This is a genomic window from Mesorhizobium sp. Cs1299R1N1, assembly GCF_037179655.1.
In the GTDB taxonomy this organism is placed as follows: Bacteria; Pseudomonadota; Alphaproteobacteria; order Rhizobiales; family Rhizobiaceae; genus Mesorhizobium; species Mesorhizobium salmacidum.
The window spans coordinates 384,814-408,422 of sequence record NZ_JAPYKR010000003.1 but is presented as its reverse complement, the minus strand read 5'-3'; the positions used below and the strand labels follow the sequence as shown (position 1 = coordinate 408,422).

The 23,609-nt window shown below is 65.1% G+C and carries 32 protein-coding genes; 18 read left to right on the top strand and 14 right to left on the bottom strand.

Going from position 1 to position 23,609, the window contains the following annotated elements:
* The first annotated feature begins 49 nt into the window (after positions 1-49).
* Complete coding sequence (locus O7A70_RS08875; protein ID WP_337140042.1) at positions 50-901, top strand: helix-turn-helix transcriptional regulator; 852 nt, start codon at positions 50-52, stop codon at positions 899-901.
* 12 nt (positions 902-913) lie between these two features.
* On the opposite strand, the gene O7A70_RS08870 is transcribed toward O7A70_RS08875, so the two are convergent.
* Positions 914-1,366, bottom strand: coding sequence for an SRPBCC family protein (locus tag O7A70_RS08870; protein ID WP_337140041.1), 453 nt, complete (start codon positions 1,364-1,366; stop codon positions 914-916).
* A 52-nt stretch (positions 1,367-1,418) separates the two neighbouring features.
* Entirely contained in the window at positions 1,419-1,961 is a 543-nt protein-coding gene (locus O7A70_RS08865) for a phosphatase PAP2 family protein (protein ID WP_337140040.1), read from the bottom strand.
* Between the two features lie 47 nt (positions 1,962-2,008).
* On the opposite strand from O7A70_RS08865, the gene O7A70_RS08860 reads away from it, so the two are divergent.
* A complete protein-coding gene (locus tag O7A70_RS08860) occupies positions 2,009-2,488 on the top strand; it encodes a DUF2127 domain-containing protein (RefSeq protein ID WP_337140039.1) in 480 nt (159 codons plus the stop codon).
* Positions 2,489-2,726: 238 nt separating this feature from the next.
* On the opposite strand, the gene O7A70_RS08855 is transcribed toward O7A70_RS08860, so the two are convergent.
* Positions 2,727-3,023 carry a DUF1236 domain-containing protein gene (locus O7A70_RS08855; RefSeq protein WP_337140038.1) on the bottom strand — a complete coding sequence of 99 codons (297 nt, stop codon included), beginning with the start codon at positions 3,021-3,023 and terminating at the stop codon, positions 2,727-2,729.
* Between the two features lie 844 nt (positions 3,024-3,867).
* On the opposite strand from O7A70_RS08855, the gene O7A70_RS08850 reads away from it, so the two are divergent.
* Together O7A70_RS08850 and O7A70_RS08845 are read left to right on the top strand one after the other, a co-directional pair.
* On the top strand, positions 3,868-4,095 hold the full coding sequence (locus tag O7A70_RS08850; protein ID WP_027146293.1) for a hypothetical protein: 228 nt from the start codon (positions 3,868-3,870) through the stop codon (positions 4,093-4,095).
* 113 nt (positions 4,096-4,208) lie between these two features.
* Positions 4,209-4,430: a hypothetical protein gene (locus tag O7A70_RS08845; protein ID WP_337140037.1), complete on the top strand. Its 222-nt coding sequence runs from the start codon at positions 4,209-4,211 to the stop codon at positions 4,428-4,430.
* A 111-nt stretch (positions 4,431-4,541) separates the two neighbouring features.
* Here O7A70_RS08845 and O7A70_RS08840 read toward each other — a convergent pair whose 3' ends face one another.
* On the bottom strand, positions 4,542-6,455 hold the full coding sequence (locus tag O7A70_RS08840) for a diguanylate cyclase (RefSeq protein WP_337140036.1): 1,914 nt from the start codon (positions 6,453-6,455) through the stop codon (positions 4,542-4,544).
* 123 nt (positions 6,456-6,578) lie between these two features.
* Positions 6,579-7,484, bottom strand: a complete 906-nt coding sequence (locus tag O7A70_RS08835; RefSeq protein ID WP_337140035.1) for a LysR family transcriptional regulator — start codon at positions 7,482-7,484, stop codon at positions 6,579-6,581.
* Positions 7,485-7,577: 93 nt separating this feature from the next.
* Here O7A70_RS08835 and O7A70_RS08830 point away from each other — a divergent pair, with 93 nt between their 5' ends.
* The 10 genes from O7A70_RS08830 to O7A70_RS08785 all read left to right on the top strand — a co-directional run bounded on the left by O7A70_RS08830 (position 7,578) and on the right by O7A70_RS08785 (position 14,420).
* Positions 7,578-8,459 carry an aldo/keto reductase family oxidoreductase gene (locus tag O7A70_RS08830; RefSeq protein ID WP_337140034.1) on the top strand — a complete coding sequence of 294 codons (882 nt, stop codon included), beginning with the start codon at positions 7,578-7,580 and terminating at the stop codon, positions 8,457-8,459.
* Positions 8,460-8,591: 132 nt separating this feature from the next.
* Positions 8,592-8,927: an ArsR/SmtB family transcription factor gene (locus tag O7A70_RS08825; protein WP_337140033.1), complete on the top strand. Its 336-nt coding sequence runs from the start codon at positions 8,592-8,594 to the stop codon at positions 8,925-8,927.
* A complete protein-coding gene (locus O7A70_RS08820; protein WP_337140032.1) occupies positions 8,924-9,424 on the top strand; it encodes an SRPBCC family protein in 501 nt (166 codons plus the stop codon). The genes O7A70_RS08825 and O7A70_RS08820 overlap by 4 nt, the downstream gene beginning before the upstream one ends.
* Positions 9,414-10,232, top strand: coding sequence for an alpha/beta fold hydrolase (locus O7A70_RS08815; protein ID WP_337140031.1), 819 nt, complete (start codon positions 9,414-9,416; stop codon positions 10,230-10,232). The genes O7A70_RS08820 and O7A70_RS08815 overlap by 11 nt, the downstream gene beginning before the upstream one ends.
* Before the next feature lie 46 nt (positions 10,233-10,278).
* The gene (locus tag O7A70_RS08810; protein WP_337140030.1) at positions 10,279-10,665 is read left to right on the top strand and encodes a VOC family protein; all 387 of its coding nucleotides are present in this window, start codon (positions 10,279-10,281) and stop codon (positions 10,663-10,665) included.
* Between the two features lie 101 nt (positions 10,666-10,766).
* A complete protein-coding gene (locus O7A70_RS08805) occupies positions 10,767-11,519 on the top strand; it encodes a pseudouridine synthase (RefSeq protein WP_337140029.1) in 753 nt (250 codons plus the stop codon).
* A gap of 250 nt (positions 11,520-11,769) precedes the next feature.
* Positions 11,770-11,988: a hypothetical protein gene (locus tag O7A70_RS08800; protein ID WP_337140028.1), complete on the top strand. Its 219-nt coding sequence runs from the start codon at positions 11,770-11,772 to the stop codon at positions 11,986-11,988.
* Between the two features lie 108 nt (positions 11,989-12,096).
* Positions 12,097-12,843 carry an SDR family oxidoreductase gene (locus O7A70_RS08795; RefSeq protein WP_337140027.1) on the top strand — a complete coding sequence of 249 codons (747 nt, stop codon included), beginning with the start codon at positions 12,097-12,099 and terminating at the stop codon, positions 12,841-12,843.
* 40 nt (positions 12,844-12,883) lie between these two features.
* Positions 12,884-13,942 (top strand): RNA polymerase subunit sigma-70, encoded by a 1,059-nt coding sequence (locus O7A70_RS08790; protein WP_337140025.1) that lies wholly within the window; start codon positions 12,884-12,886, stop codon positions 13,940-13,942.
* 76 nt (positions 13,943-14,018) lie between these two features.
* Positions 14,019-14,420: a VOC family protein gene (locus O7A70_RS08785; RefSeq protein ID WP_337140024.1), complete on the top strand. Its 402-nt coding sequence runs from the start codon at positions 14,019-14,021 to the stop codon at positions 14,418-14,420.
* A 236-nt stretch (positions 14,421-14,656) separates the two neighbouring features.
* On the opposite strand, the gene O7A70_RS08780 is transcribed toward O7A70_RS08785, so the two are convergent.
* A complete protein-coding gene (locus tag O7A70_RS08780) occupies positions 14,657-15,238 on the bottom strand; it encodes a histidine phosphatase family protein (protein ID WP_337140023.1) in 582 nt (193 codons plus the stop codon).
* 261 nt (positions 15,239-15,499) lie between these two features.
* On the opposite strand from O7A70_RS08780, the gene O7A70_RS08775 reads away from it, so the two are divergent.
* Positions 15,500-15,949: a universal stress protein gene (locus tag O7A70_RS08775; RefSeq protein ID WP_337140022.1), complete on the top strand. Its 450-nt coding sequence runs from the start codon at positions 15,500-15,502 to the stop codon at positions 15,947-15,949.
* 37 nt (positions 15,950-15,986) lie between these two features.
* Here the strand turns inward: O7A70_RS08775 and O7A70_RS08770 are convergent, their stop codons facing one another.
* Positions 15,987-16,886, bottom strand: coding sequence for an AraC family transcriptional regulator (locus O7A70_RS08770; RefSeq protein ID WP_337140021.1), 900 nt, complete (start codon positions 16,884-16,886; stop codon positions 15,987-15,989).
* Here O7A70_RS08770 and O7A70_RS08765 point away from each other — a divergent pair.
* Together O7A70_RS08765 and O7A70_RS08760 are read left to right on the top strand one after the other, a co-directional pair.
* The gene (locus O7A70_RS08765) at positions 16,885-17,025 is read left to right on the top strand and encodes a hypothetical protein (protein WP_337140020.1); all 141 of its coding nucleotides are present in this window, start codon (positions 16,885-16,887) and stop codon (positions 17,023-17,025) included. The genes O7A70_RS08770 and O7A70_RS08765 overlap by 2 nt on opposite strands.
* Before the next feature lie 77 nt (positions 17,026-17,102).
* Positions 17,103-17,672, top strand: coding sequence for a DUF308 domain-containing protein (locus O7A70_RS08760; protein WP_337140019.1), 570 nt, complete (start codon positions 17,103-17,105; stop codon positions 17,670-17,672).
* Positions 17,673-17,732: 60 nt separating this feature from the next.
* Here the strand turns inward: O7A70_RS08760 and O7A70_RS08755 are convergent, their stop codons facing one another.
* On the bottom strand, positions 17,733-18,482 hold the full coding sequence (locus O7A70_RS08755) for a sulfite exporter TauE/SafE family protein (protein WP_337140018.1): 750 nt from the start codon (positions 18,480-18,482) through the stop codon (positions 17,733-17,735).
* Positions 18,483-18,509: 27 nt separating this feature from the next.
* A complete protein-coding gene (locus tag O7A70_RS08750; RefSeq protein WP_337140017.1) occupies positions 18,510-18,713 on the bottom strand; it encodes a hypothetical protein in 204 nt (67 codons plus the stop codon).
* Positions 18,714-18,837: 124 nt separating this feature from the next.
* On the opposite strand from O7A70_RS08750, the gene O7A70_RS08745 reads away from it, so the two are divergent.
* Positions 18,838-19,710 (top strand): LysR substrate-binding domain-containing protein, encoded by an 873-nt coding sequence (locus O7A70_RS08745; RefSeq protein ID WP_337140016.1) that lies wholly within the window; start codon positions 18,838-18,840, stop codon positions 19,708-19,710.
* 21 nt (positions 19,711-19,731) lie between these two features.
* Here O7A70_RS08745 and O7A70_RS08740 read toward each other — a convergent pair whose 3' ends face one another.
* The 5 genes from O7A70_RS08740 to O7A70_RS08720 all read right to left on the bottom strand — a co-directional run bounded on the left by O7A70_RS08740 (position 19,732) and on the right by O7A70_RS08720 (position 23,559).
* Positions 19,732-20,430 (bottom strand): RES family NAD+ phosphorylase, encoded by a 699-nt coding sequence (locus tag O7A70_RS08740; RefSeq protein WP_337140015.1) that lies wholly within the window; start codon positions 20,428-20,430, stop codon positions 19,732-19,734.
* Positions 20,424-20,834: an MbcA/ParS/Xre antitoxin family protein gene (locus O7A70_RS08735; RefSeq protein WP_337140014.1), complete on the bottom strand. Its 411-nt coding sequence runs from the start codon at positions 20,832-20,834 to the stop codon at positions 20,424-20,426. The genes O7A70_RS08740 and O7A70_RS08735 overlap by 7 nt, the downstream gene beginning before the upstream one ends.
* 253 nt (positions 20,835-21,087) lie before the next feature.
* Positions 21,088-22,521, bottom strand: a complete 1,434-nt coding sequence (locus O7A70_RS08730; protein WP_337140013.1) for an aldehyde dehydrogenase family protein — start codon at positions 22,519-22,521, stop codon at positions 21,088-21,090.
* A gap of 166 nt (positions 22,522-22,687) precedes the next feature.
* The gene (locus O7A70_RS08725; protein ID WP_337140012.1) at positions 22,688-23,071 is read right to left on the bottom strand and encodes an ACT domain-containing protein; all 384 of its coding nucleotides are present in this window, start codon (positions 23,069-23,071) and stop codon (positions 22,688-22,690) included.
* A 2-nt stretch (positions 23,072-23,073) separates the two neighbouring features.
* Entirely contained in the window at positions 23,074-23,559 is a 486-nt protein-coding gene (locus O7A70_RS08720) for a GNAT family N-acetyltransferase (RefSeq protein ID WP_337140011.1), read from the bottom strand.
* Positions 23,560-23,609 lie beyond the last annotated feature (50 nt).

The window sequence follows — 23,609 nt, the reverse complement described above, 5'->3', positions numbered from 1 at the left end:
TATTATTCCATTAAAGTAGTGATCTTATCATGGTATAATGACTAACAGGATGCCCAACAATTCCGCCGGTTCGCTCGCGGCATTTCTGAAAGACCGGCGCACCCGGCTCGACCCCTCGTCGTTCGGCTTCTCGGGGCGCAGACGCACGCCGGGACTGCGCCGGGAAGAGGTCGCCCAGCGCGCCAACATCAGCCCGACCTGGTACACATGGCTGGAACAGGGCCGCGGCGGCGCGCCTTCGGCCGACGTGCTGAACCGGATCGCCAAGGGGCTGCTGCTGACCGAGGCCGAGCGCGAACATCTTTTCATGCTGGGGCTGGGGCGTCCGCCCGAGGTCCGCTACATCGGCGCCGACGGCGTCAGCCCCAGGCTGCAGCGCCTTATCGACACGCTCGAGGCAAGCCCGGCCTTGATCAAGACGGCGACCTGGGATGTCGTCGCCTGGAACCGCGCCGCGCAAATCGTGATGACCGACTACAGCACCCTGCCCCCGGGTCAGCGCAACATCCTGCGTTTCATGTTCCTGAGCCCCACCATCCGCGCCAAGCAGCACGATTGGGAGAACCTCGCCCGCTTCGTGGTCGGCGCGTTCCGGGCCGACGCGGCGCGCGCCGGCGCGGTGTCCGAGGTCGCCCAGCTCGTGGACGAGCTTTGCAGCGCCAGTCCCGAGTTTGCCGCCCTGTGGCGGGAAAACGACGTGCTCAGCCATGGCGACGGGACAAAGCGCCTGAAGCATCCCGAACTCGGCGACATCGAGCTCGAATATTCGGCCTTCGCGGTCGACGGCCGGCCGGATTTGAGCCTGACCGTCTATAACCCCGTGGACGGCAAGGTCGCGGACCGAATTCGCGCGCTGGCCCGGCGCCGCAAAGAGCAAGAGGCGGCGGATCCGTCGCAATGATGCCTGCCGCGCTCAGCTCCGTTCGCACACCGCCTTCAGGATCCGCAAGGTCGGCCCCCAGTAAAGATTGGCATGCGGTCGGATCGACGGTTCGGCGAAATCGCTGAGCGTCAGCGTCAGCAGCGTTCCCCCGTCCGCCGGCGCGAGCACGAAGCTGACCATCGTGTGGTTTTCAGGCCTGTCGGCAAGGCGCGAAGCCGACAGCGTGCTCCAGTAACTGTAGGCGAACCGCCGCCCCGGCTCGAAGGCTCGGACAGAGCCACGGTTCTCGAACGGGGTTCCATGCAGCAGCCCGCGCATCACGATCGCCCCGCCGACATCCGTCCGCAGGCTGACCATCAGTTCTTCATCGGACATCCATGTCTCGATCATCGACGGCGTGGTTAGCACCCGCCAGACCGTCGTCGGTTCGGCATCGATGGCGATGGTCTTGACGATAGCCGAGACGTCTGGGGAATCGGTCATGGGCGCAAGGCCTGCACGGTTACGGCCGAGTTTGCTCGACAGCCGATTTCCCTCACAGGATGTTTGTCGCCAGCCGGTCGAGCCTGGAGTCTTCGCGATATATGGCGCGGACAAGCACGGCGGCGACAATACCGGTCAGGGCGCCGCCAAGCACATCCGTCGCGTAGTGGATGCCTACAAACAGCCGCGAGCAGCAAACCAGCAGCGCCATTGCTCCGAATACGAGCGCGCGCCTCGGAAGCGCCTGCAGGGCGAATGCGGCAACGATGGCGAAAGCCGCTGTCGCGTGATCCGAAGGGAACGACCAGTCGATGCTGGCGGGAATGATAAGATGGGTCACGCCGGCGTCGTACGGACGCACGCGATGCACGAAAAGCAGGATGATCTGGTTGGCGCCAAGTCCGATCAGGAAAGACAGTCCGGCTGCGATCGCGGCATGACGCACATGCGTCCTGTCCGTCCTGCTCCACCATTGCAGCACGACGCAGGCCACCAGAAGCGGAACACCGAATTTCGTTGCGGCTATCATGATCTGATCCAGCACTGGGCTTATTCCCGCCGCCGAATTGATCCAATGTGTAATCGTCACGTCCATCAACTCACCCTGTCATCGACGCGCCACGCCAAACGCCAGGAGACTGCATGAACGAGCAGCGTGTCCACCAGATTTTCGAGGTCAGCCTGCTGCTAAAAGGCGCACACGCCCTGATCGAATGCGTCGGCGGCCTGCTGCTCGCCGTCGTCAGCACCAGCACGATCGTGTCGCTGGTGAACAGGCTGACACAGGAAGAGCTGGTCGAGGACCCGCACGATTTCATCGCCGGCCATTTGATGAACGCGGCAAGCCATTTCTCCGTCGGCACGCAGCATTTCTACGCCTTCTACCTTCTCAGTCACGGCCTCATCAAGATTGCCCTGGTCGCAGGGCTGTTGCGGGGCAAGCTATGGGCCTATCCGGCATCGCTTGTCGCCTTGCTGATCTTCATCGCCTACCAGCTCTACCGCTTCAGCTATACCCACTCCGCCGGGCTGATCGTGCTCACCGTATTCGACCTGATCGTCATCTGGCTGATCTGGCATGAATACCGCCTCGTTCTGCGGCACAAGGTAGCAAGTCGCTAGCGGTACGGCATTCGCCTGCCGGATCGCTCACAAGATCCATGTTTGCAATGTCCCCCAACGGAGGGTGCCATGGCCGAGTGCCGGCAGGTGATCCGGGAGTTCTGCCGAGATGATCCCGAGGTGAAGATCGACGCTCGATGGCGAGATCGAGCCGATGACCATCAGCGAAGCCGCGGCCCTCGGGCAACGCACTTTGCGCAATTGGCCCGCCGCCAGCCGGGCGGCGGGCCAGGCGCGGCTACTCGATGATCTTGACGATCTTGTGGGTGCCCGGGTCCACGATCACCGTCCGGTTGTCGATCACGGTGTAGCGATATTTGACGTTGGGAACTTCGTGGAGTTCAACGGTATCTGGCAAGGCCGTGCCGATATTGAGTTCCACGCCGGGAACCTTGACCGAAGCCAGCGGCTGCTTCTTCACATATTCCTTGATCACTGTTTCCTGCTCGGGCTGGATGACGACGTCCTCGGCGGCGGCCGCGCCGACGCCTGCGAGCAACAGAACCGCGGCTACGGCGGCAAGACTCTTTTTCATGAGTTCCTCCATCTGAAACCTGCACAGCTACAACATTGTCACCGCGCTGCCGATCGAACTTCAGGCGGGATTGAATGTTCCAGGATCGGGCTTCGGTCCGGCCTGCCCCAGACTTAGGTCCCATCTTAAAACGCAATGGTCCTGCCGGAGCCTCCGCCGGGAACGGCCGTCTTTCACGCTCGTTGTTCGCTGCAAGGTCACCGGCAGGTAGCCGGCGAAAGTCGGACTGCGACCGCGCGTGTTTTTTCGAATTGGCGCAGCTACGTCCCTTCCTGCGCCAATAGGGTTCGGCCACTGCTTCCATGCGGTGGGCGAACCCTGAATTCCCTGGTTTCGGGCCGAGATGTGAGGAGATTCTGATGTTCACCGACAAGGAAAGCCGACTTATGGAGGCGGCGCTGTTGATGGCGGTCCCGTTATCGGCCTTGATCGCCGTCCTGCTCGTCAGCTTTACCTTAAGCTGGTAGCAGCCCTTGTCGTTTCTCACTGGCAATCGTGGCGCCGAGTTGAGGCGATGGGACAGCGGATGCGTCCATACAATCCCTGTCTAACGGATCTCGGCGTGCTTTCCGTCACCCCGCGGATCGGGCTCAACCGTTGGCGGGGGAATCAACGCTCGCCGCTGCCCGCGGAAATCGCGGTCCGTTCATGACGCTTCAGGAGAGGCAGCCCGGCCTGCCTTGGCGGAGGGCTCGGTACGTTGCGAGCAGGCCGGGCCATGCTCCGGCTACCACCATTGGCGGAGGCTCGGCCGGTGCGCAGGCAGGTTGTGCCTTTATCGTTCGGCCCGCAACTCGGCGGGTGCTCGTTGCCCATTGCAGGTGCGTGATTTGGAGGAGAGATAATGCAGTTAGGTGAGATCATCGCCAACACCTTGGCCGTCCTCTTGCTGGTCTGTTTTCTCGCCAGCACGTTCTTCCTTTTCGGAAAGCCGTTGTGGCCGGAGCAGCATGCCCGCATGGTCATCATCCCGGCGGTCGACAGGATGACGACAGCCTCGACTGCTCCCAATGGCACACCTGTCCTGCCGGACACTTTCGACACCAGCCTTGCCCATCCAAGGCCGTCCTAACGGCCATCCTGGGCGCGCGCGGCAGCGAATGCGGCAGCGCGCGAACAGCCGGAACCAAAACGACCGGCAACGGTTTCCCACCTGAAGGGACCGTAACCACGGAAACAGCAGTAATGGAACTTCTGACCTTGGAACTGGCCAGGGCGAGGCAGCGACTTAACCGAGCGGAACTCGCCCTCGAACGTGCAAACGCGATGCTGGACGAGGACTGTGGCGTTGGTATCAATCTGAGGCTTTGTGACAGGATACGATCGGCGCAACAACGCGTCGGCGAGGCGAAGGCTCGTCTTGTGAAGCTCGATCCCGCCAGCGCGGATTCAGTTCACACCGGTTGAAGCTTACACACCCCTGAGAAAGGTGCCTGGCCTGATCCTCGTTCAGGCAATCGCCAGCTCAGCCTCGATCCAGACTCTACCGGCAGCCCGGCGCCCAGGATTTGGGAAGGTTCAAGTCTTGCGCCGCGAACCGGTCGAGCGTTGGCCGCTGAGGTGCGGACGCCAGCCATGTACCCGGTCCCGCCCCGCGGCCTTGGCGCCGTAGAGCGCCTCGTCGGCGCGGCTCAAAAGATCGGCGATCTCGATGGCGGCGGCGGCCTCGAAGGTGCTGACACCGATGCTGACGGTGACGATGCCTTTTTCGCTGCCGGCATGCCCAACAGCGAGGTCGCGCACCTTGCTCCTGAGGTTTTCGGCGATGACGAAGGCCCCTCGCGCGTCGGTCTCGGGCAGGATGAGCCCGAACTCCTCGCCGCCATAGCGGGCGGCGGCGTCCGCCGGCCGGCGGGCTGCCGCCCCGATGCAGCGGCTGATGACGCGCAGGCACTCATCGCCCGCCGGATGGCCGTAATGGTCGTTGAACCGCTTGAACCAGTCGACGTCGATGATCAGCAGGCTAAGCGGCATTGCGTTGCGACTGGCGCGGGCGAATTCGTGCGCCAGCGCTTCGTCGAAGGCGCGCCGCGTCAACAGTTCGGTCAGGCCGTCGCGGTGCGCCAGGAGGTTCAGCTTCTCATTGGCGGCCATCAGTTCGGCCTCGACTTGCTTGGCCTCGGTGATGTCGGAAAACATGCTGAGGCTTCCGCCATCGCCGGTCGGCCGGGTGCGCACATCGAGCCAGCGCCCGTCGGCAAGCCGGACCTGACGGTGACTGATAAGCTTCTGCGAGGCCATGATGCCGGCGATCCAGTCCTCGACCGCGTCCGGCGGCGTGATGCCTTCGCCGCGCGCCGCCGAAGCGCGCAAGATGTCGCGGTAGTCGGCACCCGGCACTCTTATGTCGGCCGTCTTCGGAAACATGGCGCGGTACCGGGCGTTGCACAACACCATCTTGCCGTCCAGGTCGAACATCACCAGGCCGTCGGCCATGTGCGTCAGGGCGTCTCCGAGCCTTGCCTGGCTTTCCGCCAGCTCGGTCTCGAGCTGCTTGCGCGCGGTGATGTCGCGATTGTGGGTGATCAGACCGACCACCGCCCCGGTCCTGTCGCGGAACGGAGCTTTCAAGGTCGCCAGCCAGCTATCGGTGCCGTCCTCGCGGTGAAGGCGCTGTTCGATGGTGGACGAGGCGCCCGACGCCAGCACGACAAGCTCGTCCTCGCGGAAGCCTTTGGCCGTCTCATGCGGAAAGAAGTCGAAGTCCGTCTTGCCGATCAGTGCCTTGGCGTCGGGCGCTTGCAGCAATTCGGCCGTTGCCGGGTTGGCCGCGATGAACCGCCCGTCGAGATCCTTGACATTGAGGCAGTCGGGCAGCGTCTCCACCACGGCCTTGTAGATGCGCCGGGACTGCAGCGCTTCGAGGCGACGCCGCTCCTGGTAGAACGTCAGCCCCGACAGCACCACCGAGACAAAGATGAGCAGGGAGGAAGGCAGCGCCACATCAGGCAGAACCACTTGCAGGACATCCCGCGGCAGGACGCTGAGGCCAAGCAGTGATGCCGCCGCCGCGGCCGCGCCAAGGATCATGATGTCGAGTATGGTGGCGTGGCGGCCCTTCAGGGCAAGGTTGCCGGCGACACCGACCAGCATGGCGGCCGCGATCCCCACCGCGCCGGCGAAGGCGCCGATGCCGCCCTCGAACGTCCGGAAGGCACCCGCCATGACCCCGGCGACGATGCCGGCGACAGGACCGCCGAAGAAGCCGGCAACGGCAATCATCGTCGCCCTGAGATCGGCGAGCACGCCCGGCTGCAACTGCATGGGCGTCAGCATCAGGACGATGGCGCCGGCGCCCATCAGCGCGCCGAAGGTCGCTGCCTTCGCGGCGGCCGGCCAGCGATCCAGCCACACATGCGTGTGGATCCAGACCGAAACGAACATCGCCACGACCGCGAGATTGGCCAGCAATTCGGACCAGGGCGAACCCATTGCGCGCCTTTCCCTTATCGGGCTTTCGCCGTACCGCCTCCCTGATAGGCCCTCAATGACAACAAAGTGTTACATCGGGGGATTTGGCCTTGGCGCAACTCGCAGCACGATGTCGGTCCGGGATCACCCCCAGCGCATCCCACCGACAAAATCGATGAACGCGCGCAGCGGCGCTGGCGTCAGGCGGCGGCCGGGATAGTAGAGGAACGGGCCTGAAAATTCCTGCCACCAGGGCTCCAGCACCGGCTCCAGCCGGCCGTCGTCGAAATAGGGGCGCAGCCAGTCCTCGAACAGCGAGACGATGCCGCCGCCGGCGACCGCCACCTCGAGCGCAAGCGCCATTGCCGTACCGGTGCTGACCAGCAGCGGGCCGGTTGGGTCGACGCTCACCACCTCGCCGTCGCGTTCGAACTCCCAGGGCGGCGTGAAGCCGCTGGCGAAGCGACCGCGCAGGCAGGCATGATCGAGCAGGTCGCGTGGATGGCCGGGCCGGCCGTGCCGGTCAAGATAGGCCGTAGCGGCGGCGGTGGCGAAGCGCTGCCGGCGCGGGCCGATCGGCACGGCGATCATGTCCTGCTCCAGCCGCTCGCCATAGCGGATGCCGGCGTCGCAACCGCTCGCCAGTATGTCGACGAAACTGTCCTCGGCGGTCACTTCCAGCCGGATGTCGGGATAGGCGGCGAGGAAAGGCGGCAAAAGGCGCGGCAGCACCAGTTTCGCCGCGACGACCGGCACGTTGAGCCGCAGCGTGCCCGCCGGGCGGCCGCGAAAGCCGTTGACCACGTCGAGGGCCGCATCGACCTCGCCGAGCGCAGGACCGAGCCGCTCGAGCAGGCGCGCGCCGGCTTCGGTCGGCGCCACGCTGCGCGTGGTGCGGTTGAGGAGCCGCACGCCGAGCCCGCTCTCCAGCCGCCGCACCGTCTCGCTGAGGCTGGAGGCACTGACGCCACCCACCCGGGCTGCCTCGCGGAAGCCGCCGGCGCGCGCCACGGCCATGAACGCCTGGAGGTCGCCCAGATCCGCCACCATTGTTCGCCTTTCCGCACAGGCCGTTCCGATTGCACCATATTATCGTGCAAGCGCGCGTTGTCTATATCTGGCTGACCCAAAGGAGATGACACCATGACCGACATCAGCAAGGCCGGAACTTTCAAACTCGGCGACCGCACCGTGAAGCGCCTCGGCTACGGCGCCATGCAACTGGCCGGACCGGGCGTCTTCGGCCCGCCAAAGGACCGCGACGCCGCACTCGCCGTGCTGCGCGAGGCCATTGCCAGCGGCGTCGACCATATCGACACCAGCGATTTCTACGGCCCGCACGTCACCAACCAGATCATCCGCGAGGCGCTGCACCCCTACCCCGCCAACCTCACCATCGTCACCAAGATCAGTGCCCGGCGCGGCGCGGATGCATCGTGGATCCCCGCAATGTCACCGCGGGAGCTGACGCAGGCCGTGCATGACAATCTGCGCAATCTCGGGCTGGACGTGATCGAGGTCGTCAACCTGCGCTCCATGCATGGGATACACGGACCCGCCGAAGGGTCGCTCGAGCCGCAGCTCGACACGCTCGCCGAACTGCAGCGCCAGGGCCTGGTGCGCCATATCGGCCTGAGCAATGTCACCCGCAAACAGATCGCGCAGGGGCGCGGCATGGTCGACATCGTCTGCGTGCAGAACCAATACAACATCGCGCATCGCCAGGATGACGCGCTGATCGACGAGCTTGCCGCCGACGGCATCGCCTATGTGCCGTTCTTCCCGCTCGGCGGTTTCACGCCGCTGCAGTCGAGCACGCTTGCCAACGTCGCGCAAGAACTTGGCGCGACACCCATGCAGGTGGCGCTCGCCTGGCTGTTGCAGCGCTCCCCCAATATTCTGCTCATCCCCGGCACCTCGTCGGCCGGCCATCTCAGGGAGAACCTGGCGGCGGCCGAGCTGAAGCTGCCGACCGATGTGATCCAGGTCTTGAACGGCATCGCGGCCGAGAAGGCAGCCGCCTGAGACTTCCAGAGGCTGCCGGGCGGAACCGTCCTCCCGGCAGGCGCTTCCACCTCGCGGGCTTCCCAAGCTTGTTGACGCGTCAGTTCAAATCATTTATAGAACCATTTAGTTCTAGAACTAAATGGTTCCGTAATGACCGTTGAATTCTCTCTTGACCATACATTCGCCGCGCTCGCCGATCCCACGCGGCGCGCCATCCTTGCCCGGCTGCTCGATGGGGAAGCCTCGGTCGCGGAACTGGCGCAACCCTTCGCGCTCACCGTGCGCGCCGTGTCCAAGCATATCGGCGTGCTTGAGCAGGCCGGCCTCGTTACCCGCAGTCGTGCGGCGCAGAAACATCTGAGCCGCATCGAGCTGAAGCCGCTGCGCGACGTCGACCGCTGGCTCGACGATTACCGAAAACTCTGGGAGGGCCGCTTCGACCGCATGGAGGACCTGCTGCGGCGCGATCCGGAAAAGACGCCATGAGCGATCGCGTGCGAGATACCGCCGATCGCAGCTTCGCCATCGAACGGGTGTTCGAGGCTCCGGTGGCACGCGTCTTTCGGCTATGGACCGATCCCAGGCTGGTGGCGCAGTGGTGGGGCGTCAAGGGCTGCACCATTCCCCTTTGCGTGCTCGACGTGCGCGTCGGCGGCCGCTGGCGCGTCGACATGCTGACCGCCAGCGGCGCGCTCTACCGCAACCAGGGCAGCTATCTCGAAGTCGTCGAGAACGTCAGGCTGAGCTACCGCGACGAACCGGATCCGGAAATCCGCGAATGGGCCGGCAATCCGCCGGGCCAGAGCCGCCATACCGTGACCTTTACGCCCGATGGCACGCGAACCCATGTCCATTTCGAGGTGACGCTGGCGAGTGCCGCCGACCGCGAGCGCCTGCTGGCGCTGGGCATGCGCGGCGGCTGGATGCAGAGCTTCGACCGCCTGGAGCACCTGATCGATCGAGATGCCAACCATGCAAGGTGAGAACGCGAAACCTTCCACGCAAACCGTGCTGTCGCGGGATGGAACGCCAATCGCCTGCGAGCGCCGGGGCCACGGCCACCCGCTCATCCTGGTCGACGGCGCACTGTGCTCGCGCACGATGGGACCGAGCGGTCCGCTGGCCAAGGCGCTCGCGGACGACTTCACCGTGTTCCGCTATGACCGGCGCGGCCGTGGCGACAGCGGTGACACCGCGCCCTACGTGGTCGAGCGCGAGGTCGACGACATCGAGGCGGTGCTGCGGGCCGCCGGCGGGGAGGCCTATATCTGGGGCATGTCGTCGGGCGCCATGCTGGCGCTCATGGCGGCAACCCGCCTGCCCGGCATCAGCAAGCTCGCGCTCTACGAGGCGCCACTCATCATCGACGACAGCCGCAAGACAACGCAGGCCGACTGGGCAGCCATCAGGGATGCCGTCGCGCAAGGCCGGCGCGGCGACGCCATAGCCGTCTTCCTCAAATCGGTGGGCATGCCCCGCCTGCTCATTGTTCTCATGAAGCTCACGCCGATCTGGCGACGGCTCAAGGCCGTCGCGCACACCCTGCCGCATGACGGCGCCATCGTCGCCGACGACCAGCTTGGCAAGCCGCTCGGCCCCGACCGCTGGGCATCGCTGCGCGTGCCGGTGCTGGTGACGGATGGCGGCAAAAGCCCGCCATGGATGCGGCATGGCAACAGGGCGCTGGCCGAAGCACTGCCCAATGCAAGCTACCGGACGCTGCCCGGCCAAAACCACATGCTGAAACCCGCCGCCCACGTGCCGGTTCTGACGGCGTTCTTCAACAGTTAGGATTTGGCACGGACGCCAACACCGGGCGAATGAAAGGAAAACAACCATGCTGCTTCGCCATATCCTCATCAAGGTTGACGACCAGGACAAGGCGCTGGCCTTCTACACCTCGGTCATGGGTTTTGTGAAAAGGCATGATGACGACAGCGGTCCGATCCGCTGGTTGACGGTCGTGGCGCCCGACGATGCCGGCACGGAACTTGTGCTCGAACCCAACAGCGCCCCGCCGGCGCGTGCCGCGCAGCGAGCGCTTTACAACGCCCGTTTCCCGGCGGCGCTCATCACTGTCAGCGACATCCACGCACAGTTTGACCGGCTCACCGGGCGCGGCGTGAAATTTCTCAGGCCTCCGGAACGCACGGGCCCGGTGACATCAGCCTTCTTTGACGACACCTGCGGCAATTTCATCGTGATGGCCGAGCCATCCGCCTGAAGCGCTTATTCCTGCGCTAGGAATAGACCGGCCGCGCGCAGCTTGCGAGGCGCATGCCACCCGTGGCATCTGTCCGATGAAACGGACCGATCCGAAACAGCATGGCAGCAAGACCAACACCCCACACCGGCAGGCCGGCGAGCGCTGGCGTCAGCCTGAACCGCGCGCTGTCAAAACTCGGCCTGTGTTCGCGCACGCAGGCGCAGGTGCTGATCGCGGCGGGCCGCGTGCGCGTCGGCGGCAAGGTGGTGCGCGATGCCTCGCTGCGCGTCGACATGAGCCGCGACCGCATCGTCGTCGATGGCGAAGCGGTCATTGCCGAGCGCAAGGTCTATCTGATGCTCAACAAGCCGCGCGGGCTCGTCACCACCCGCGATGATCCGCTCGAGCGCGACACCGTCTATGCCTGTCTCGAAGGGCTCGATTTGCCTTATGTCTCGCCGGTCGGCCGCCTCGACAAGGCGAGCGAAGGCTTGCTGTTGATGACCAACGACACACGCTTCGCCAACCGGCTGATGGATCCGGCCTCGCATCTGCCCAAGACCTATCACGTGCAGGTCGCCACGGCGCCGGATGAAACGACGCTGGAGGAGCTGCGCACTGGCGTCACCGTCGACGGCGAGACCCTGACCGCCAACGCGATCGAGCTTTTGCGCAGCGGCGGCCGAACCGCCTGGCTGGAGATCGTGCTCGACGAAGGCAAGAACCGTCACATCCGCCGCCTGCTTGCCGCCCACGGCATCGAGGTCAAGCGTCTCATCCGCATCGCCATCGGCAGCCTGCCGCTCGGCGACCTCGCCAAGGGCACGGCGCGGCATTTGACAGCTGAGGAGCTGGCATTGCTGGCAGGCTGAAGAATTGCCGACTGACAAGCTTTGGGAAATCCGCGATATTGTCGCGCTGATCGAGGCTAATGCGGCGGAGAAGCCTCAGGTTCGCGGACCGGGACAAAGGCGGAGGGAAATTTGAAATATGAATGGACCGACAATCCTCATTTATTCATTCCAATAACAGTCTGCGTCATTGTATTGGTGCTGAGCTTTTCAGCTATGTTCATCTCACTCGCAGGTATAATTCTGCGCACTGACTTCTATGGATCGATTGATGAGCAGAACCTTCCTTGGAGCGAGCGAATGGGGAGCCGAGACGCGAGGCTCCATGCTCAATTTTGGTCACCCCGTTTCCAAGTCGCGCGCCGGGTACTTGCATGCGGCGCTGTTGTCTTTTTTTGCACCTTCGGGATGGTGGCGCTTATATTGGCTGTCTTCGGCCATCCGTCTTGATCAAAATTTCAAACTGACCCACTGCCCGAGAGCCGCCTGACGGGCGCCCCGCGAAAGATTTTTACTCGCGTACCGATGATTTCCACCCGCCTCCGCTGTCCTGATCATTAGGCGCCGGAATCCTCCGGGCCGGAACGCGAGGTGATCCATGGGATCGTTGCAAGGTCAAAATGTCGTCGTCGTCGGAGGCAGCCGGGGCGTCGGCCGCTCCATCGTGGAAGCCGCACTGAGCGAGGGAGCAACCGTGCTCGCCGTCGCCCGGGGCGCGGACGCTTTGAAGGAACTTTCCTGGGAGGCGTCGGGCGTAAGGACGCTGGCGGCGGACGCCACGCGGGAGGCCGCGCCAGAGGCAGTGTTCGCGGCGCTCGAACCGGACGTGCTGGTGATCTGCGCCGGTGCCTTCGCCCCGTCGGCACCGATTCAGGACCAGAGCTGGGACGAGTTCTCGGCCAATTGGGAAATGGACGTCAAGGCGTCCTTCCTGTTCTGCCGGGCGGCGCTACGCGGCCGGCTGAAGCCCGGCAGCCGCGTGGTGCTGATCTCCAGCGGCGCTGCATTCAGCGGCGGCCCGCCGAACTCCGGCGGCTATTCCGGCGCCAAGCGCATGCAGATGTTCCTTGCCGCCCATAGCCAGAAGGAAGCCGACCGGCTTGGCCTTGGCCTGCGTTTCATGGCGCTGGCGCCGATGCGCATCATGGCCGGCACCGGCGTCGGCCAGCGCGGCATATCAGGCGTTTCGGCCTATCTCGGCATCAGCCCGGCGGATTTCCTGGCCAGCATGACCGATGTGCAGACGCCCGCCGATGTCGCCAGCGCCGTGGTCGCGCTCGCTGCCGGCAAGATGCAGGGCACCGCCTTCACGGTGAGCGGCAGCGGCCTTGCGGCGGCGGCGTGAGGCGCGCAGGATGGCCCGAAATCATCATGGCGAGCTCGAAATGACAGACGCTCCTGCCGGGCCATCGGGCCGGCCGGTCCTCGACCGGCCCGCCTTCGAGCGCCTGACCATCACCCACCGCCGCGAACTCAAGCTGCACTGCTACCGCATGATGGGTTCGCTCCACGAGGCCGACGACCTCGTCCAGGACACTTTCCTGAAAGCATGGCGCGGCCGCTCGCAATTCGACGGCCACGGCTCGCCGCGTGGCTGGCTCTACGCCATTGCCACCAACAGCTGCCTCAACGCGATCAAGGCAAGGTCGTCGACGCGCCGCATTCTCGAAGAGCCGGCACGGCCGCCGACCGAAGGCCGCGCCGCTGCCGGCCCAGCCGCCGAACTGACCTGGCTGGAGCCCTATCCCGACGCCGAGCTGCCGGATCTCGCCGACGGCGAACCGGGCCCCGAAGCGCGTTACGAAACCCGCGAGGCCGTCCGGCTTGCCTTCGTCGCGGCGATCCAGCTTCTGCCGCCCAGGCAGCGCGCCGCGCTCCTGCTTTGCGACGTGCTCGGCTGGTCGGCGCTGGAGGCGGCGCAATTGCTGGGCGGCTCTACGGCGTCGATCAACAGCGCCTTGCAGCGGGCGCGCGTCACACTCGGCGAACGCCTTCCCAAGGGGCGGCCACTGCAGCGCGCGCGGCCGAGCGCCGACGAGGACCTGCTGCTCGAACGCTATATCAGGACCTGGGATGCCGCCAATCTCGACGGCTTCATCGAACTCCTGCGCGAGGATGCCACCTACCACATGCCGCCCTGGCACGACTGGTACCAGGGCCGCCAGGCGATCCACGGTTTCTTCGACACCGTGTGGAACAATTTCGCCGGCTACCGCGCGGTGGCGACAAGGGCCAATGGCCAGCCCGCCGTGGCGATCTATGCGCGGCGGCTTCACGAACCGGAATGGCGCGCGCAATCGCTGCACGTCATCGAGCCGGCCGACGGCCAGATCGCCGCGCTGACGGTCTATGTTGGCCCGCTCGGGCCCGATTTGTTCGCAGCCTTCGGCCTGCCGCCGGTCTGGTCCGAGCCGCAAGCGCGGCCATCGCAACCCATCTCCTGACAGAAAGCTGGCAGGAGACCTGGTCTATGGATCGGTCGGGAGCCGGTCGCGGCTTCGAGATCAAGGAGCCAATGCGATGAATTTCGTCTCTGTCCGCATCATCACATCAGATGTCCAGCGCCTCGTGCGCTTCTACGGCGAGATCACCGGCATGCCGGTTACGGTGTACACGGAAGACTTCGCCGAACTGGCGACGCCGGTCTGCACGCTGGCGATCGGCAGCACGCGCACCTTGATGCTGTTCGGCGGCGACATCGCCCGTCCCGCCGACAACCACACGGCCATCCTCGAATTCCGCGTCGGCGACGTCGATGCCGAATTCGCCCGGCTGTCGGACTTCATCAAGAACACGACCGTGCAGCAGCCCACCACCATGCCCTGGGGCAACCGCTCGCTGCTGTTCCGCGACCCCGACGGCAATCTGGTGAATTTCTTCCAGCCCGTCACCGCCGAGGCAATCAGGAAGTTCGAGAGGTAGGTTTCCCCAACTTCGTCATACCAGTGCGAAGCAGCCGCGAAGCGGCGTCGCGGAGACCCTGGTATCCATGCCGTGACAGCAATCGAGGAGTGCAGCGGAGCAGGATAGGCACCGTGGCGACACCTTGAAGTCACGGCATGTATCCTCGGGTCTGCGCCGCGTCGCTACGCTCCTTGCTCCGCCCTGGATGACGAAGTGACGGGCGCTTTCCGCGCTGCGGAGGCGCCGTTGCTCCCCTATCTCAGGTTCCACTTGCGCACGACCGGCTCGCCGAGGTCATGCTCGTAGCCGAGCACGCTGATGCTGGCCGTGTCGAGCACGAACAGCGCGCCGCCTTCCGGCGGCAGGCCGAGCCAGCGGGCGGCAAGCACGCGCAGGAAATGCGCGCTGGAAAAGATCAGTATGTCGGCGTTGACCCTGCGCAGGCGCTCGATGATCCTGTCGGCACGGGCGCCGACATCGGCCGCCATCTCGCCTTGCGGGCAGCCATCGCGAAACACGTTCCAGCCCGGCCGCTCGGCCAGGATCTCTTTCGTCGTACGCCCTTCATAGGCACCGTAATCCCACTCCTGCAGGTCGTCCACCTTGACGCTTGTCGCGCCAAAGCCGGCAAGCGCGCTGGTGTTGTAGGCGCGCTGCGAAGGGCTCGACCAAACCGTGGAAAACGACAGGCCTTTGAGCCGCTCCGCCACGCCGCGCGCGGCCGCCTCGCCGGCCGGCGTCAGCGGCATGTCGGTGCGCCCGGTATGCTGCCCCGAAAGGCTCCATGCCGTCTCGCCATGCCGGACCAGATGGATCTGCGGAAACGCGTTGCTCATGGGATGCCCTTCGATGTCGGCGGCACCTTAGAGGACGGTTTCGCAAAGGGGAATCCGGCCGGCGAAATTGTGCCATGCCTCTTCTCGATAGATTGGCGCTGAGGGGCGGCGCCGAGGCCAACGGTCGGCCGCTCCCGACAACAAGCACCGATATTGGGCCACATCTCTGGCCCTGATCCCCGCTGCATTGGCTCAATGAATGAGCGCGGGGGCATAACTATCTCTGTTGGATAGTCATCAGGCATCACAGGTCGGATCATCATGTACAAACATCTGCTCATCGCCACCGACGGCTCGGACCTGGCCGACAAGGGCGTTGCCCATGGCCTCACGCTGGCCAAGGGCATCGGCGCCGCCGTCACCTTCATCACCGTTTCGGAACAATTCCCGATCTTCGCCTGGGGCGGCTCCATGGCCGGCTATGCCGCCGGCGATGAGCTGGCCGTCTACCAGGAAGAAGCGCGCCGCTACGGCAAGGAAGTGCTCGACAAGTGCAAGGCATCGGCCGACGCCGCCGGCGTGTCCGCCAAGCTGGTCCATGTCGAGGACAACCGACCCGCCGAAGCGATCCTGGACCTGTCCAAGGCGCAAGGTTGCGACCTGATCGTCATGGCCTCGCATGGCCGACGCGGGCTGGGCAGGCTGCTTCTGGGCAGCCAGACGGCGGAAGTGCTGTCCTACACCGAGATCCCGGTGCTCGTGGTGCGGTAGCGGCCGCAACTCGAGTTCTTCAAAATGGCGCCGTCGGTCAGGACTGCTTCGCGGGTTCATTCGTCAGGGCATATTCAACCCGTGGCGGATGCCCGAAAAGCTGTTTGTAAGCGCGGCTGAAGGCGGCCTCGGACTCGTAGCCGATGCGCAAGCCGATCTCGCCCACGCGCGCGTCTCGCCTGGCCAGCAGGTCCCGGGCCACGCCCAGGCGCCATTCATTCTGGTAGCGCAGCGGCGAGCGCCCGACGAGCGCGGCGAACCGCTCGCAGAAGCTGGAACGGGACATGCCGGCCTTTTCGGCCAGTTCATTGATGCTCCACCGCTGCAGCGGCCTTTCGTGGATGGCTTTCAGGGAACGGGCGATGCGTGCATCCGAAAGCCCGCCGAGCCAGCCCGTGGCGTGTCCTTCATGGACCCAACTGCGCAAGGTGCGGATGACCATGAGATCGATGATGCGGGAAATCATCAAGGCCGCGCCGGGCTGGGCGTCGCTGGTTTCGATCATCAGGAAGGGCAGCATTCCGTCGATCCACCCTGCCCCCTGGGCACGCCCGATATGGATGTATCGCGGCAAGGCAAAGATCATCCCCCGAAGACTGTCCGGATCGAACCAGAAGCGGCAGGCGACGATCGCCACGTGCGGATGCGACGCCACCAGCCGCAACCCACCGGGGCCGCGAGGCAGGAGCACGAGGTCGCCGGCCTCGATAACGACAGGGGCCTGATCCTCGCTCTCCATGCGCAGCGCGCCGGCTGTCACCACGACGATATGGGCTTGCCCTTCGTCGAGATCGAATTGTTCCGCCTTTGCCAGCGTGCGCGAAAAAACCTGGTCCCCGGTAAGCCTGATCTGCGCCAGCACATGCGACAGGAGATCGCCGGTAACGTGGGATGCTCCATCCGGAAGAATGGTCAAATTTTCAGGCGATTCCATCATGGATGCGGTCAGCCGGTTCCCCTACATTCCTAACGACGATAGCGCATTTCGTGCTGATTATGCGCTGTTTTTGCCTTGGATTAAAGCCATTCCCGCAAGCAAAGCCGCGAGCATGAGCTGTTCCAATCATCCAACCTGAGGACATGATCCCCAGTCGATCAAGCGGGTCGACTCGCCGCCCTCGGGCCATTCCAACCAACAAGACAGGACGTTCCAATGAGCACTCAAACACTCCAGGCGCCCGACGCCGCATCGCAATGGCTGAAGTCATATTATTTCCTGCGGGCCGGCTTTTCGGTCGCCTGGGTAGTGGCCGCCTTTATCCTTGGCAAAAGCGCGCCGCCGGTCGCGGCGCTGCTGCTGGTCGCCTATCCCGCCTGGGACGCGATCGCCAATAGTCTGGATGCGCGGCGCAGCGGCGGCCTGAAGGCCAATCCCAGCCAGGCGCTCAACGCGGCGGTCAGCACGATCACGGCCATCGCGGTCTTCATCGCCCTTGGACAGGGACCGCACGCGGTCCTGGCGGTGTTCGGGGCGTGGGCCATTCTCTCCGGCCTGTTCCAGCTTGCGACCGGCGTGCGCCGTTGGCGGGCAGGCGCGCAATGGGCGATGGTGCTGAGCGGTGCGCAGTCAGCCCTTGCCGGCGGCTTCTTCATCAGACAGGCAATCGGCGCCGCGACACCTGGCATCACCGACATCGCCCCCTATGCCGCGTTCGGCGCCTTCTATTTTCTCGTCTCGGCGATATGGCTGAGCGTCATGCAGGCACGCAAGCCCACGGCCTGATCCTGGCGCGTGCCGGGCCTGGCCGAAACATTCGCAAGAGGTTCCACGGCCCGGCCCTTTTTAGCCCCGCGGCACAGCCTCCAGCGCGAGATAAATCCCGAGCGCCAGCAAGCCGGCGAAAAACACCGTGCGAAAAGTCTCGACGCTCATTCGCTGCCGCAGCGCCTGGCCGATGAACATGCCGGCCAGCGCGGGCGCCAATGCCAGGACCGATCCCACCAGTTGCGGCGATACCAACGCGCCGGTCGTGAATAGGCCGAAGCCAAGGGCCACGGTCGATACGGTGAAGGACAGGCCGAGCGCCTGGATGAGGTCCTCTTTCTCCAGCCGCAGCGATTGCAGGTAAGGCACCGCCGGAATGACGAAGACGCCGGTGGCGCCGGTGACCAGGCCGGTCGCCACACCGACCAGCGGCGATATCCAGGCTTCGTGGCGCGCCGGCGTGGTGAAGCCGGCCTTGGCCAGACCGGCAAGCGCATAGAGCACCAGCGCGGCGCCAAGCCCGGCCGAGGCCATCATCGTGTGCGCGCCGGTCAGCAGGCCGGCGCCGGTCACGGTGCCAATGACGACGCCGGCCATCATCGTCCACAGGCGTTTGCACAAGCCGCCGAAGGACGGACCGGTGAACAACTGCCAGAGATTAGTGACCAGCGACGGGATCAACAGCAGGGCGGCGGCCTGCGCCGGCGGCATGGTCACGGCCAGCAGGCCCATCGCCACGGTCGGCAACCCCATCCCGACGACGCCCTTGACGAGGCCGGCGGCCACGAAAACGGCACCGATGAAGCCGATGGCCCCGGCGCTCAGCATGGATGGACCTTGGGCACGCCGGTTCCTTCAGTCATGCAGCAACATGTCCGTCGCCTCGGCTTCCGGCTTTGCCGGCACGGCATCGCGGCTGACGGAAGCCGTCGTCACCCCGCATCCCCGCGCGCCAGGCTGCGCTTGCGCCACGGCAAGCGAGGCCACCGCCAGCGCCAGCACGATCGCCGCGCTTTCAAGAATCCCGAGCCCTTGCCGGCCTGATGTTTTTTCACGCATCACCCATCTCCATCGCAAATGATTTGACTGACATGCAGGCCGCCCACAATGTGGAAGTTGCGCTGCCAGCCTTCGGCCTGAACGAAGGCTGATTGGGGCACGATACGATTTGCAGGAGCGAAAAATGCGCTTCGACCTCACCGATCTCCGGCTGTTCCTGCTGGTGGCCGAACGCGGCAGCATCACGCGTGGCGCCGAACTCGCCGGCCTCGCCCTCGCCTCGGCCAGCGCGCGCATCAAGGGCATGGAGGAAAGCCTCGGCGCGCCGCTTCTGGAGCGGCGGCGGCGCGGCGTGGTGCCGACGGCGGCCGGACAGGCGCTGCTCCACCATGCGCGGGCGGTGCAGAACCAGATCGAAGCCATGGCCGGCGACCTCGGCGCCTATGCCACGGGCCTGCGCGCCCGCGTGCGGCTGATGGCCAACACGGCGGCAACCAGTGAGCTGCTGCGCGACATACTGCCGGCTTTCCTGGCGGCGCATCCCGGGATCGACATCGACCTCGATGAACGCCCCAGCAATGAGATCGCCGAGGCGGTGGCGAACGGTGCGGCCGATCTCGGCATCGCCGCCAGCTGGGCCGGCCTTTCCCATCTCGAGCAGAAGCCGTTCTTCGTCGACCGGCTGGTGGTGATCATCGCGCGGACCCAGCCCGGCCTAGAAGGCCATCATGCCGCCCTTGCCGACATTCTCGGCGAGCCCTTCGTCGGCTTGAGCGCCGGCCATCCCTTGCAGGAGCACATAGCCCGCCAGGCCGCCCGGCTCGGCGGCCATCTCCATTTTCGCATCCGCGTGCCAGGCCTCGACGATGTCTGCCGGCTGGTCTCCCAAGGCGCCGGCATCGCCATCGTGCCCGAAAGTGCCGCGCGCCGCTCCGCCCGCACGCTGCGCAGCCTGCGGCTCACCGACGACTGGGCCACGCGCCAGCTCAACCTGTGCGCCCGCAGCTTCGAAGCGCTGACGCCGCAGGCGAAACTGCTGGCGGCGGCGCTGGTGTGAGGTCAAGCCGCACCGGCCTGCTCACACCACCTCCAGCACCTTGCCCGTATCGTGCTGTCGCACGAAATCGACGCGGGCGCCGTCCCAGTGATAACTGTAGTGGCGGCCCTGGACCGGGACATCGATGACGTCGGGCCAGAAGATGCCGATGCACTCTCCTTCCGCCATGCGCACGCTGTTCCACACCAGCCCGTCGCTGCCGGCGGCCCGCAGCGCCCGCCCTTCCGCCTGCGACGCGGCGTAGTCGTCCGGGTCGAGCACGCCGGGCACGGCGTTGACGTCGTCGAGGTCGCGGTCGACGCTGCCGATCAGCACGCGGAAATCGGCCGTCCAGCCGGGCGCCTCATTGGTGGCGCGCATGAATTCCTGGTGATGGTGGATGGTTTCGGCCAGCACCACGTCCTCGCTGTCGCCGGCATAATAGATACCGTAGCTGCCGTCCGAGAAGCGGCCGGGCCGTAACGTCGAGCAATGCACGAAAGGCGCCATGACGAAACTGGCGCCTGGACCCGAAACACGCCTTGCGGCCGGCACCTTGCCGAGATCGCCGAGCTCGAGCCGGATGCGCGGATTGGTCTTCTCCTCGACGGCGGCCAGCGCCTCCCAGTCGCGCGGGTCTGCGATGTCCTCGAACAGGTCGATCGGCGGATGGATGGAGCGGATGATGCGATAGGTCTGGGGCCAGTGGATGCGGCGCCGGACCGCAAGTCCACTCACCATGCACCACGCTCCGCGTCGAGCCATTCACGCATTGCCGCGAGATCGGAAATGTCGCCGCGCAGCATCAGGTCGAGCGCCGATTGCCCGCCGAAGGCGGCATTGGGCTTGCGGATCCAGGCATAGCCGCGCGCCGGCTCGGTGAAGAGATAGCGCAGCCCCTTGTGGATGCCCATCAGATGGGCCATGCGGGTGCGCAGGTCGCGGTCGATCCGGCCGACGCCGCCCTCCTTCCACCGCGCCCAGGTGCGCGCCGAGATGCCGCCAAGCAGCACGCAGGCCTCGAAGTCGCTGAGATTCCAGGCCTTGAACAGATTGACCGTGGTCCGCGCCAAGGCACCCGCCTCCTCATCCGAAATGGCGCTGCCGACCGTGGCCGGTGTAGTGACGATGGACTGAAGCTGCATGTCTGGACCTCGCTAATGGCAGATATATAGCATGTATCTGCCAATTGGCAAGGACAAGCCCATCAGAACTTGGGTTCCTCGCCCCCAATGAAATGGGGAGAAAGGTGGCTCGGCGAAGCCGAGACGGAGCGGGGGCAGCGCCGCCTCGAAAGAATTCAGCGCGAGCCCGCCAACGCCGCAGCCCCCTCTCCGACCGCTTCGCAGCCACCTCTCCCCAGCTTTGCGGGGGAGAGGAAAATCTGGCGCGCGTGCCTTACTCCGCCGCCTCATACCCCGCGATGCCCTTGATCTCGAGGAAATCCTCCAGCCCGTATTCGGCGTATTCGCGGCCGTTGCCGGACTGCTTGTAGCCGCCGAAGGGCAGGCCGGCGTCCCATTGGGGATAGTTGATGTAGACATTGCCCGAGCGCATGCGCGCGGCCACGTCGCGCGCCTTCTGCAGGTCCTTGGCCTGGATGTAGGAAGCAAGGCCATAGACGGTGTCGTTGGCCTGCTCGACCGCCTGTTCGACCGTGTCGTAGGGCAGGATCGCCAGCACCGGTCCAAAAACCTCTTCGCGCGCGATGCGCATGTCGTGGGTGACGTCGGCGAAAACGGTCGGACTGACATAGTAGCCGCGGTTGAGTTCGGCAGGGCGTCCGGGGCCGCCGGCGACCAGCGTCGCACCCTCGTCGATGCCGCTCTGGATCAGGTCCTGGATCTTGTCGAACTGGACCTGGCTGACGACGGGGCCGAGCGTGGTGTTGGCGCCATCGGCCGGGCCGACGGTGAACTTTTCAGCCGCCACCTTGGCATATCCTGCGGCCTCGTCGTGGCGGTCGCGCGGCACGAACATGCGCGTCGGCGCGTTGCAGGACTGGCCGCTGTTGCTGAAGCAGCCGGCGACCCCCTTGCTCACGGCGGTGGCGAGATCGACATCCGGGAACAGGATATTGGCCGATTTGCCGCCAAGCTCCTGATGCACACGCTTGACCGTGTCGGCCGCGGCCTTGGCCACCAATATGCCGGCCCGCGTCGAACCGGTGAACGACATCATGTCGATGTCGGGGTGGCTGGACAGCGCCTGGCCGACGCCGGGGCCGTCGCCGTTGACGAGGTTGAACACGCCCTTCGGCACGCCGGCCTCGTCGATGATCTCGGCGAAGATGATGGCATCGAGCGGCGCGATTTCTGACGGCTTCAGCACCATGGTGCAGCCGGCCGCGAGTGCCGGACCGACCTTGCAGGTGATCTGGTTCAGCGGCCAGTTCCACGGCGTGATCAGGCCGACGACGCCGATCGGCTCCTTGACCACGAGGTGGTTGCCCTTGACGTGGCGGAACTGGAAGCTCTTCAGTGTCTCGGCCATCTTGGTCAGATGCGCCAGGCCAATGCCGACCTGGCTGTCGAGCGCCATCTGGCGCGGCGCGCCCATCTCGCGCGACACGGCCAGCGCCAGGTCCTTGCTGCGCTTCTTGTAAACCTCGATGACGCGGTTGAGGATGTCGAGGCGTTCCTCGACCGAGGTGAAGACATATGTGTCGAAGGCGCGCTTGGCAGCGGCCACCGCCTTGTCGACATCGGCCTTGGAGCCGAGCGAGATCTGCGCGAAGACATCTTCATTCGACGGATCGACGACGTCGAGCGTGTTGGGCACGACAGGATCGACCCATGCGCCATCGATATAGAACTGCAGATTGTGTGACATGGGTTTCTCCTGGGGTGTGCCGCATGGCCGCGCGGGCCGTCATATCGGGCGAGAAATAACGATGCGCAAACGGCGCTGTCAAACGCAACCCCCGAAGTGGTTGAGCCAGCGCGCCAGTGGTTGAGCCAGCGCGCCAATCGTTGATCGGCGGCCGGCGATGAGCAGACTATAGCAGCGTATGCCCGGCTTCGCGCAGGAAGCCTCTCGCCGCGGGCTCGTCCGCCGCTTTCACCAGCAGGTGGTCGCCATCGAATGTCGATACCAGGAAGATGCCCAAACCGTTTTCCGACAACGGCTTTATGACCGACAGCACAATGCCGGTTTCGTCGAACGCAAAGGGGCCCTGCAATTTGAAGGCGACCCAGTCGCGATCATGCTTTACGGCATCCGGCACGCGATCCTGGAGGCAGGTGATCGAGAGCTCGTCATCGGTTCTGGTGATGCTGACGAAGCCCGGCCCGTCCGCCCATGCAGGAATGCCGTCACCGGCTTGAAGCCGCGAAATCGCATAGAGGCCAGTGAGTTGCTTAAGCTTGATCCTGGCAGCCATCCTCACGCTCCGATTGGCGGGCATCCAACTGGCCGCTTGCTCATATAGACCGTCGTTCCGTTCATGAACGGCTCCTCCCGATCGATCGTATAGCCAAGCGTGCGATAGAGCGACACATTGGCTTCGAAGGCGCCGTTGGTCAACAGGCGGAGCTCCCGGCGTCCTGCCTCGCGCGCCTTGGTTTCCGCACGCTCCAGCAGCAGCCGGCCGATGCCCCTGCCCTGCATCTGCGGCGCGACGCAGACATTCTCGATCCACAGGTGATCGTCGGCCAGCATGGTTTCGATCATGCCGACAATGCGGTCCTCCGCGACGGCGAGATCGAACGGATGCTCGGCGACGGCCTTGTCATAATCGGCACGCATCGGCAGCGGCTCGCGGCCGATCACCGGCACCCATCTGGCATAGGCGGCGCGCACGATGTCGCGGATCGCTGCGGCGTCGGCAGGCTCGGCTGGACGAAACCGGATGGAAGAATTGGCAATCATCACAAGGCTCCAGGCATGAAACAGCCCGCCGGCGTTTTTCGCGGGCGGGC

Coding starts and splice junctions, on each gene's coding strand:
- O7A70_RS08820 (WP_337140032.1), top strand. CDS start 8,924: ATGAGCGATCGCGTGCGAGATACCGCCGATCGCAGCTTCGCCATCGAA.
- O7A70_RS08855 (WP_337140038.1), bottom strand. CDS start 3,023: ATGAAAAAGAGTCTTGCCGCCGTAGCCGCGGTTCTGTTGCTCGCAGGC.
- O7A70_RS08860 (WP_337140039.1), top strand. CDS start 2,009: ATGAACGAGCAGCGTGTCCACCAGATTTTCGAGGTCAGCCTGCTGCTA.
- O7A70_RS08790 (WP_337140025.1), top strand. CDS start 12,884: ATGACAGACGCTCCTGCCGGGCCATCGGGCCGGCCGGTCCTCGACCGG.
- O7A70_RS08830 (WP_337140034.1), top strand. CDS start 7,578: ATGACCGACATCAGCAAGGCCGGAACTTTCAAACTCGGCGACCGCACC.
- O7A70_RS08810 (WP_337140030.1), top strand. CDS start 10,279: ATGCTGCTTCGCCATATCCTCATCAAGGTTGACGACCAGGACAAGGCG.
- O7A70_RS08745 (WP_337140016.1), top strand. CDS start 18,838: ATGCGCTTCGACCTCACCGATCTCCGGCTGTTCCTGCTGGTGGCCGAA.
- O7A70_RS08780 (WP_337140023.1), bottom strand. CDS start 15,238: ATGAGCAACGCGTTTCCGCAGATCCATCTGGTCCGGCATGGCGAGACG.
- O7A70_RS08755 (WP_337140018.1), bottom strand. CDS start 18,482: ATGCTGAGCGCCGGGGCCATCGGCTTCATCGGTGCCGTTTTCGTGGCC.
- O7A70_RS08870 (WP_337140041.1), bottom strand. CDS start 1,366: ATGACCGATTCCCCAGACGTCTCGGCTATCGTCAAGACCATCGCCATC.
- O7A70_RS08840 (WP_337140036.1), bottom strand. CDS start 6,455: ATGGGTTCGCCCTGGTCCGAATTGCTGGCCAATCTCGCGGTCGTGGCG.
- O7A70_RS08865 (WP_337140040.1), bottom strand. CDS start 1,961: ATGGACGTGACGATTACACATTGGATCAATTCGGCGGCGGGAATAAGC.
- O7A70_RS08775 (WP_337140022.1), top strand. CDS start 15,500: ATGTACAAACATCTGCTCATCGCCACCGACGGCTCGGACCTGGCCGAC.
- O7A70_RS08730 (WP_337140013.1), bottom strand. CDS start 22,521: ATGTCACACAATCTGCAGTTCTATATCGATGGCGCATGGGTCGATCCT.
- O7A70_RS08785 (WP_337140024.1), top strand. CDS start 14,019: ATGAATTTCGTCTCTGTCCGCATCATCACATCAGATGTCCAGCGCCTC.
- O7A70_RS08815 (WP_337140031.1), top strand. CDS start 9,414: ATGCAAGGTGAGAACGCGAAACCTTCCACGCAAACCGTGCTGTCGCGG.
- O7A70_RS08875 (WP_337140042.1), top strand. CDS start 50: ATGCCCAACAATTCCGCCGGTTCGCTCGCGGCATTTCTGAAAGACCGG.
- O7A70_RS08800 (WP_337140028.1), top strand. CDS start 11,770: ATGAGCAGAACCTTCCTTGGAGCGAGCGAATGGGGAGCCGAGACGCGA.
- O7A70_RS08720 (WP_337140011.1), bottom strand. CDS start 23,559: ATGATTGCCAATTCTTCCATCCGGTTTCGTCCAGCCGAGCCTGCCGAC.
- O7A70_RS08765 (WP_337140020.1), top strand. CDS start 16,885: ATGGATGCGGTCAGCCGGTTCCCCTACATTCCTAACGACGATAGCGCA.
- O7A70_RS08770 (WP_337140021.1), bottom strand. CDS start 16,886: ATGATGGAATCGCCTGAAAATTTGACCATTCTTCCGGATGGAGCATCC.
- O7A70_RS08760 (WP_337140019.1), top strand. CDS start 17,103: ATGAGCACTCAAACACTCCAGGCGCCCGACGCCGCATCGCAATGGCTG.
- O7A70_RS08750 (WP_337140017.1), bottom strand. CDS start 18,713: ATGCGTGAAAAAACATCAGGCCGGCAAGGGCTCGGGATTCTTGAAAGC.
- O7A70_RS08805 (WP_337140029.1), top strand. CDS start 10,767: ATGGCAGCAAGACCAACACCCCACACCGGCAGGCCGGCGAGCGCTGGC.
- O7A70_RS08835 (WP_337140035.1), bottom strand. CDS start 7,484: ATGGTGGCGGATCTGGGCGACCTCCAGGCGTTCATGGCCGTGGCGCGC.
- O7A70_RS08825 (WP_337140033.1), top strand. CDS start 8,592: ATGACCGTTGAATTCTCTCTTGACCATACATTCGCCGCGCTCGCCGAT.
- O7A70_RS08725 (WP_337140012.1), bottom strand. CDS start 23,071: ATGGCTGCCAGGATCAAGCTTAAGCAACTCACTGGCCTCTATGCGATT.
- O7A70_RS08845 (WP_337140037.1), top strand. CDS start 4,209: ATGGAACTTCTGACCTTGGAACTGGCCAGGGCGAGGCAGCGACTTAAC.
- O7A70_RS08795 (WP_337140027.1), top strand. CDS start 12,097: ATGGGATCGTTGCAAGGTCAAAATGTCGTCGTCGTCGGAGGCAGCCGG.
- O7A70_RS08735 (WP_337140014.1), bottom strand. CDS start 20,834: ATGCAGCTTCAGTCCATCGTCACTACACCGGCCACGGTCGGCAGCGCC.
- O7A70_RS08850 (WP_027146293.1), top strand. CDS start 3,868: ATGCAGTTAGGTGAGATCATCGCCAACACCTTGGCCGTCCTCTTGCTG.
- O7A70_RS08740 (WP_337140015.1), bottom strand. CDS start 20,430: ATGGTGAGTGGACTTGCGGTCCGGCGCCGCATCCACTGGCCCCAGACC.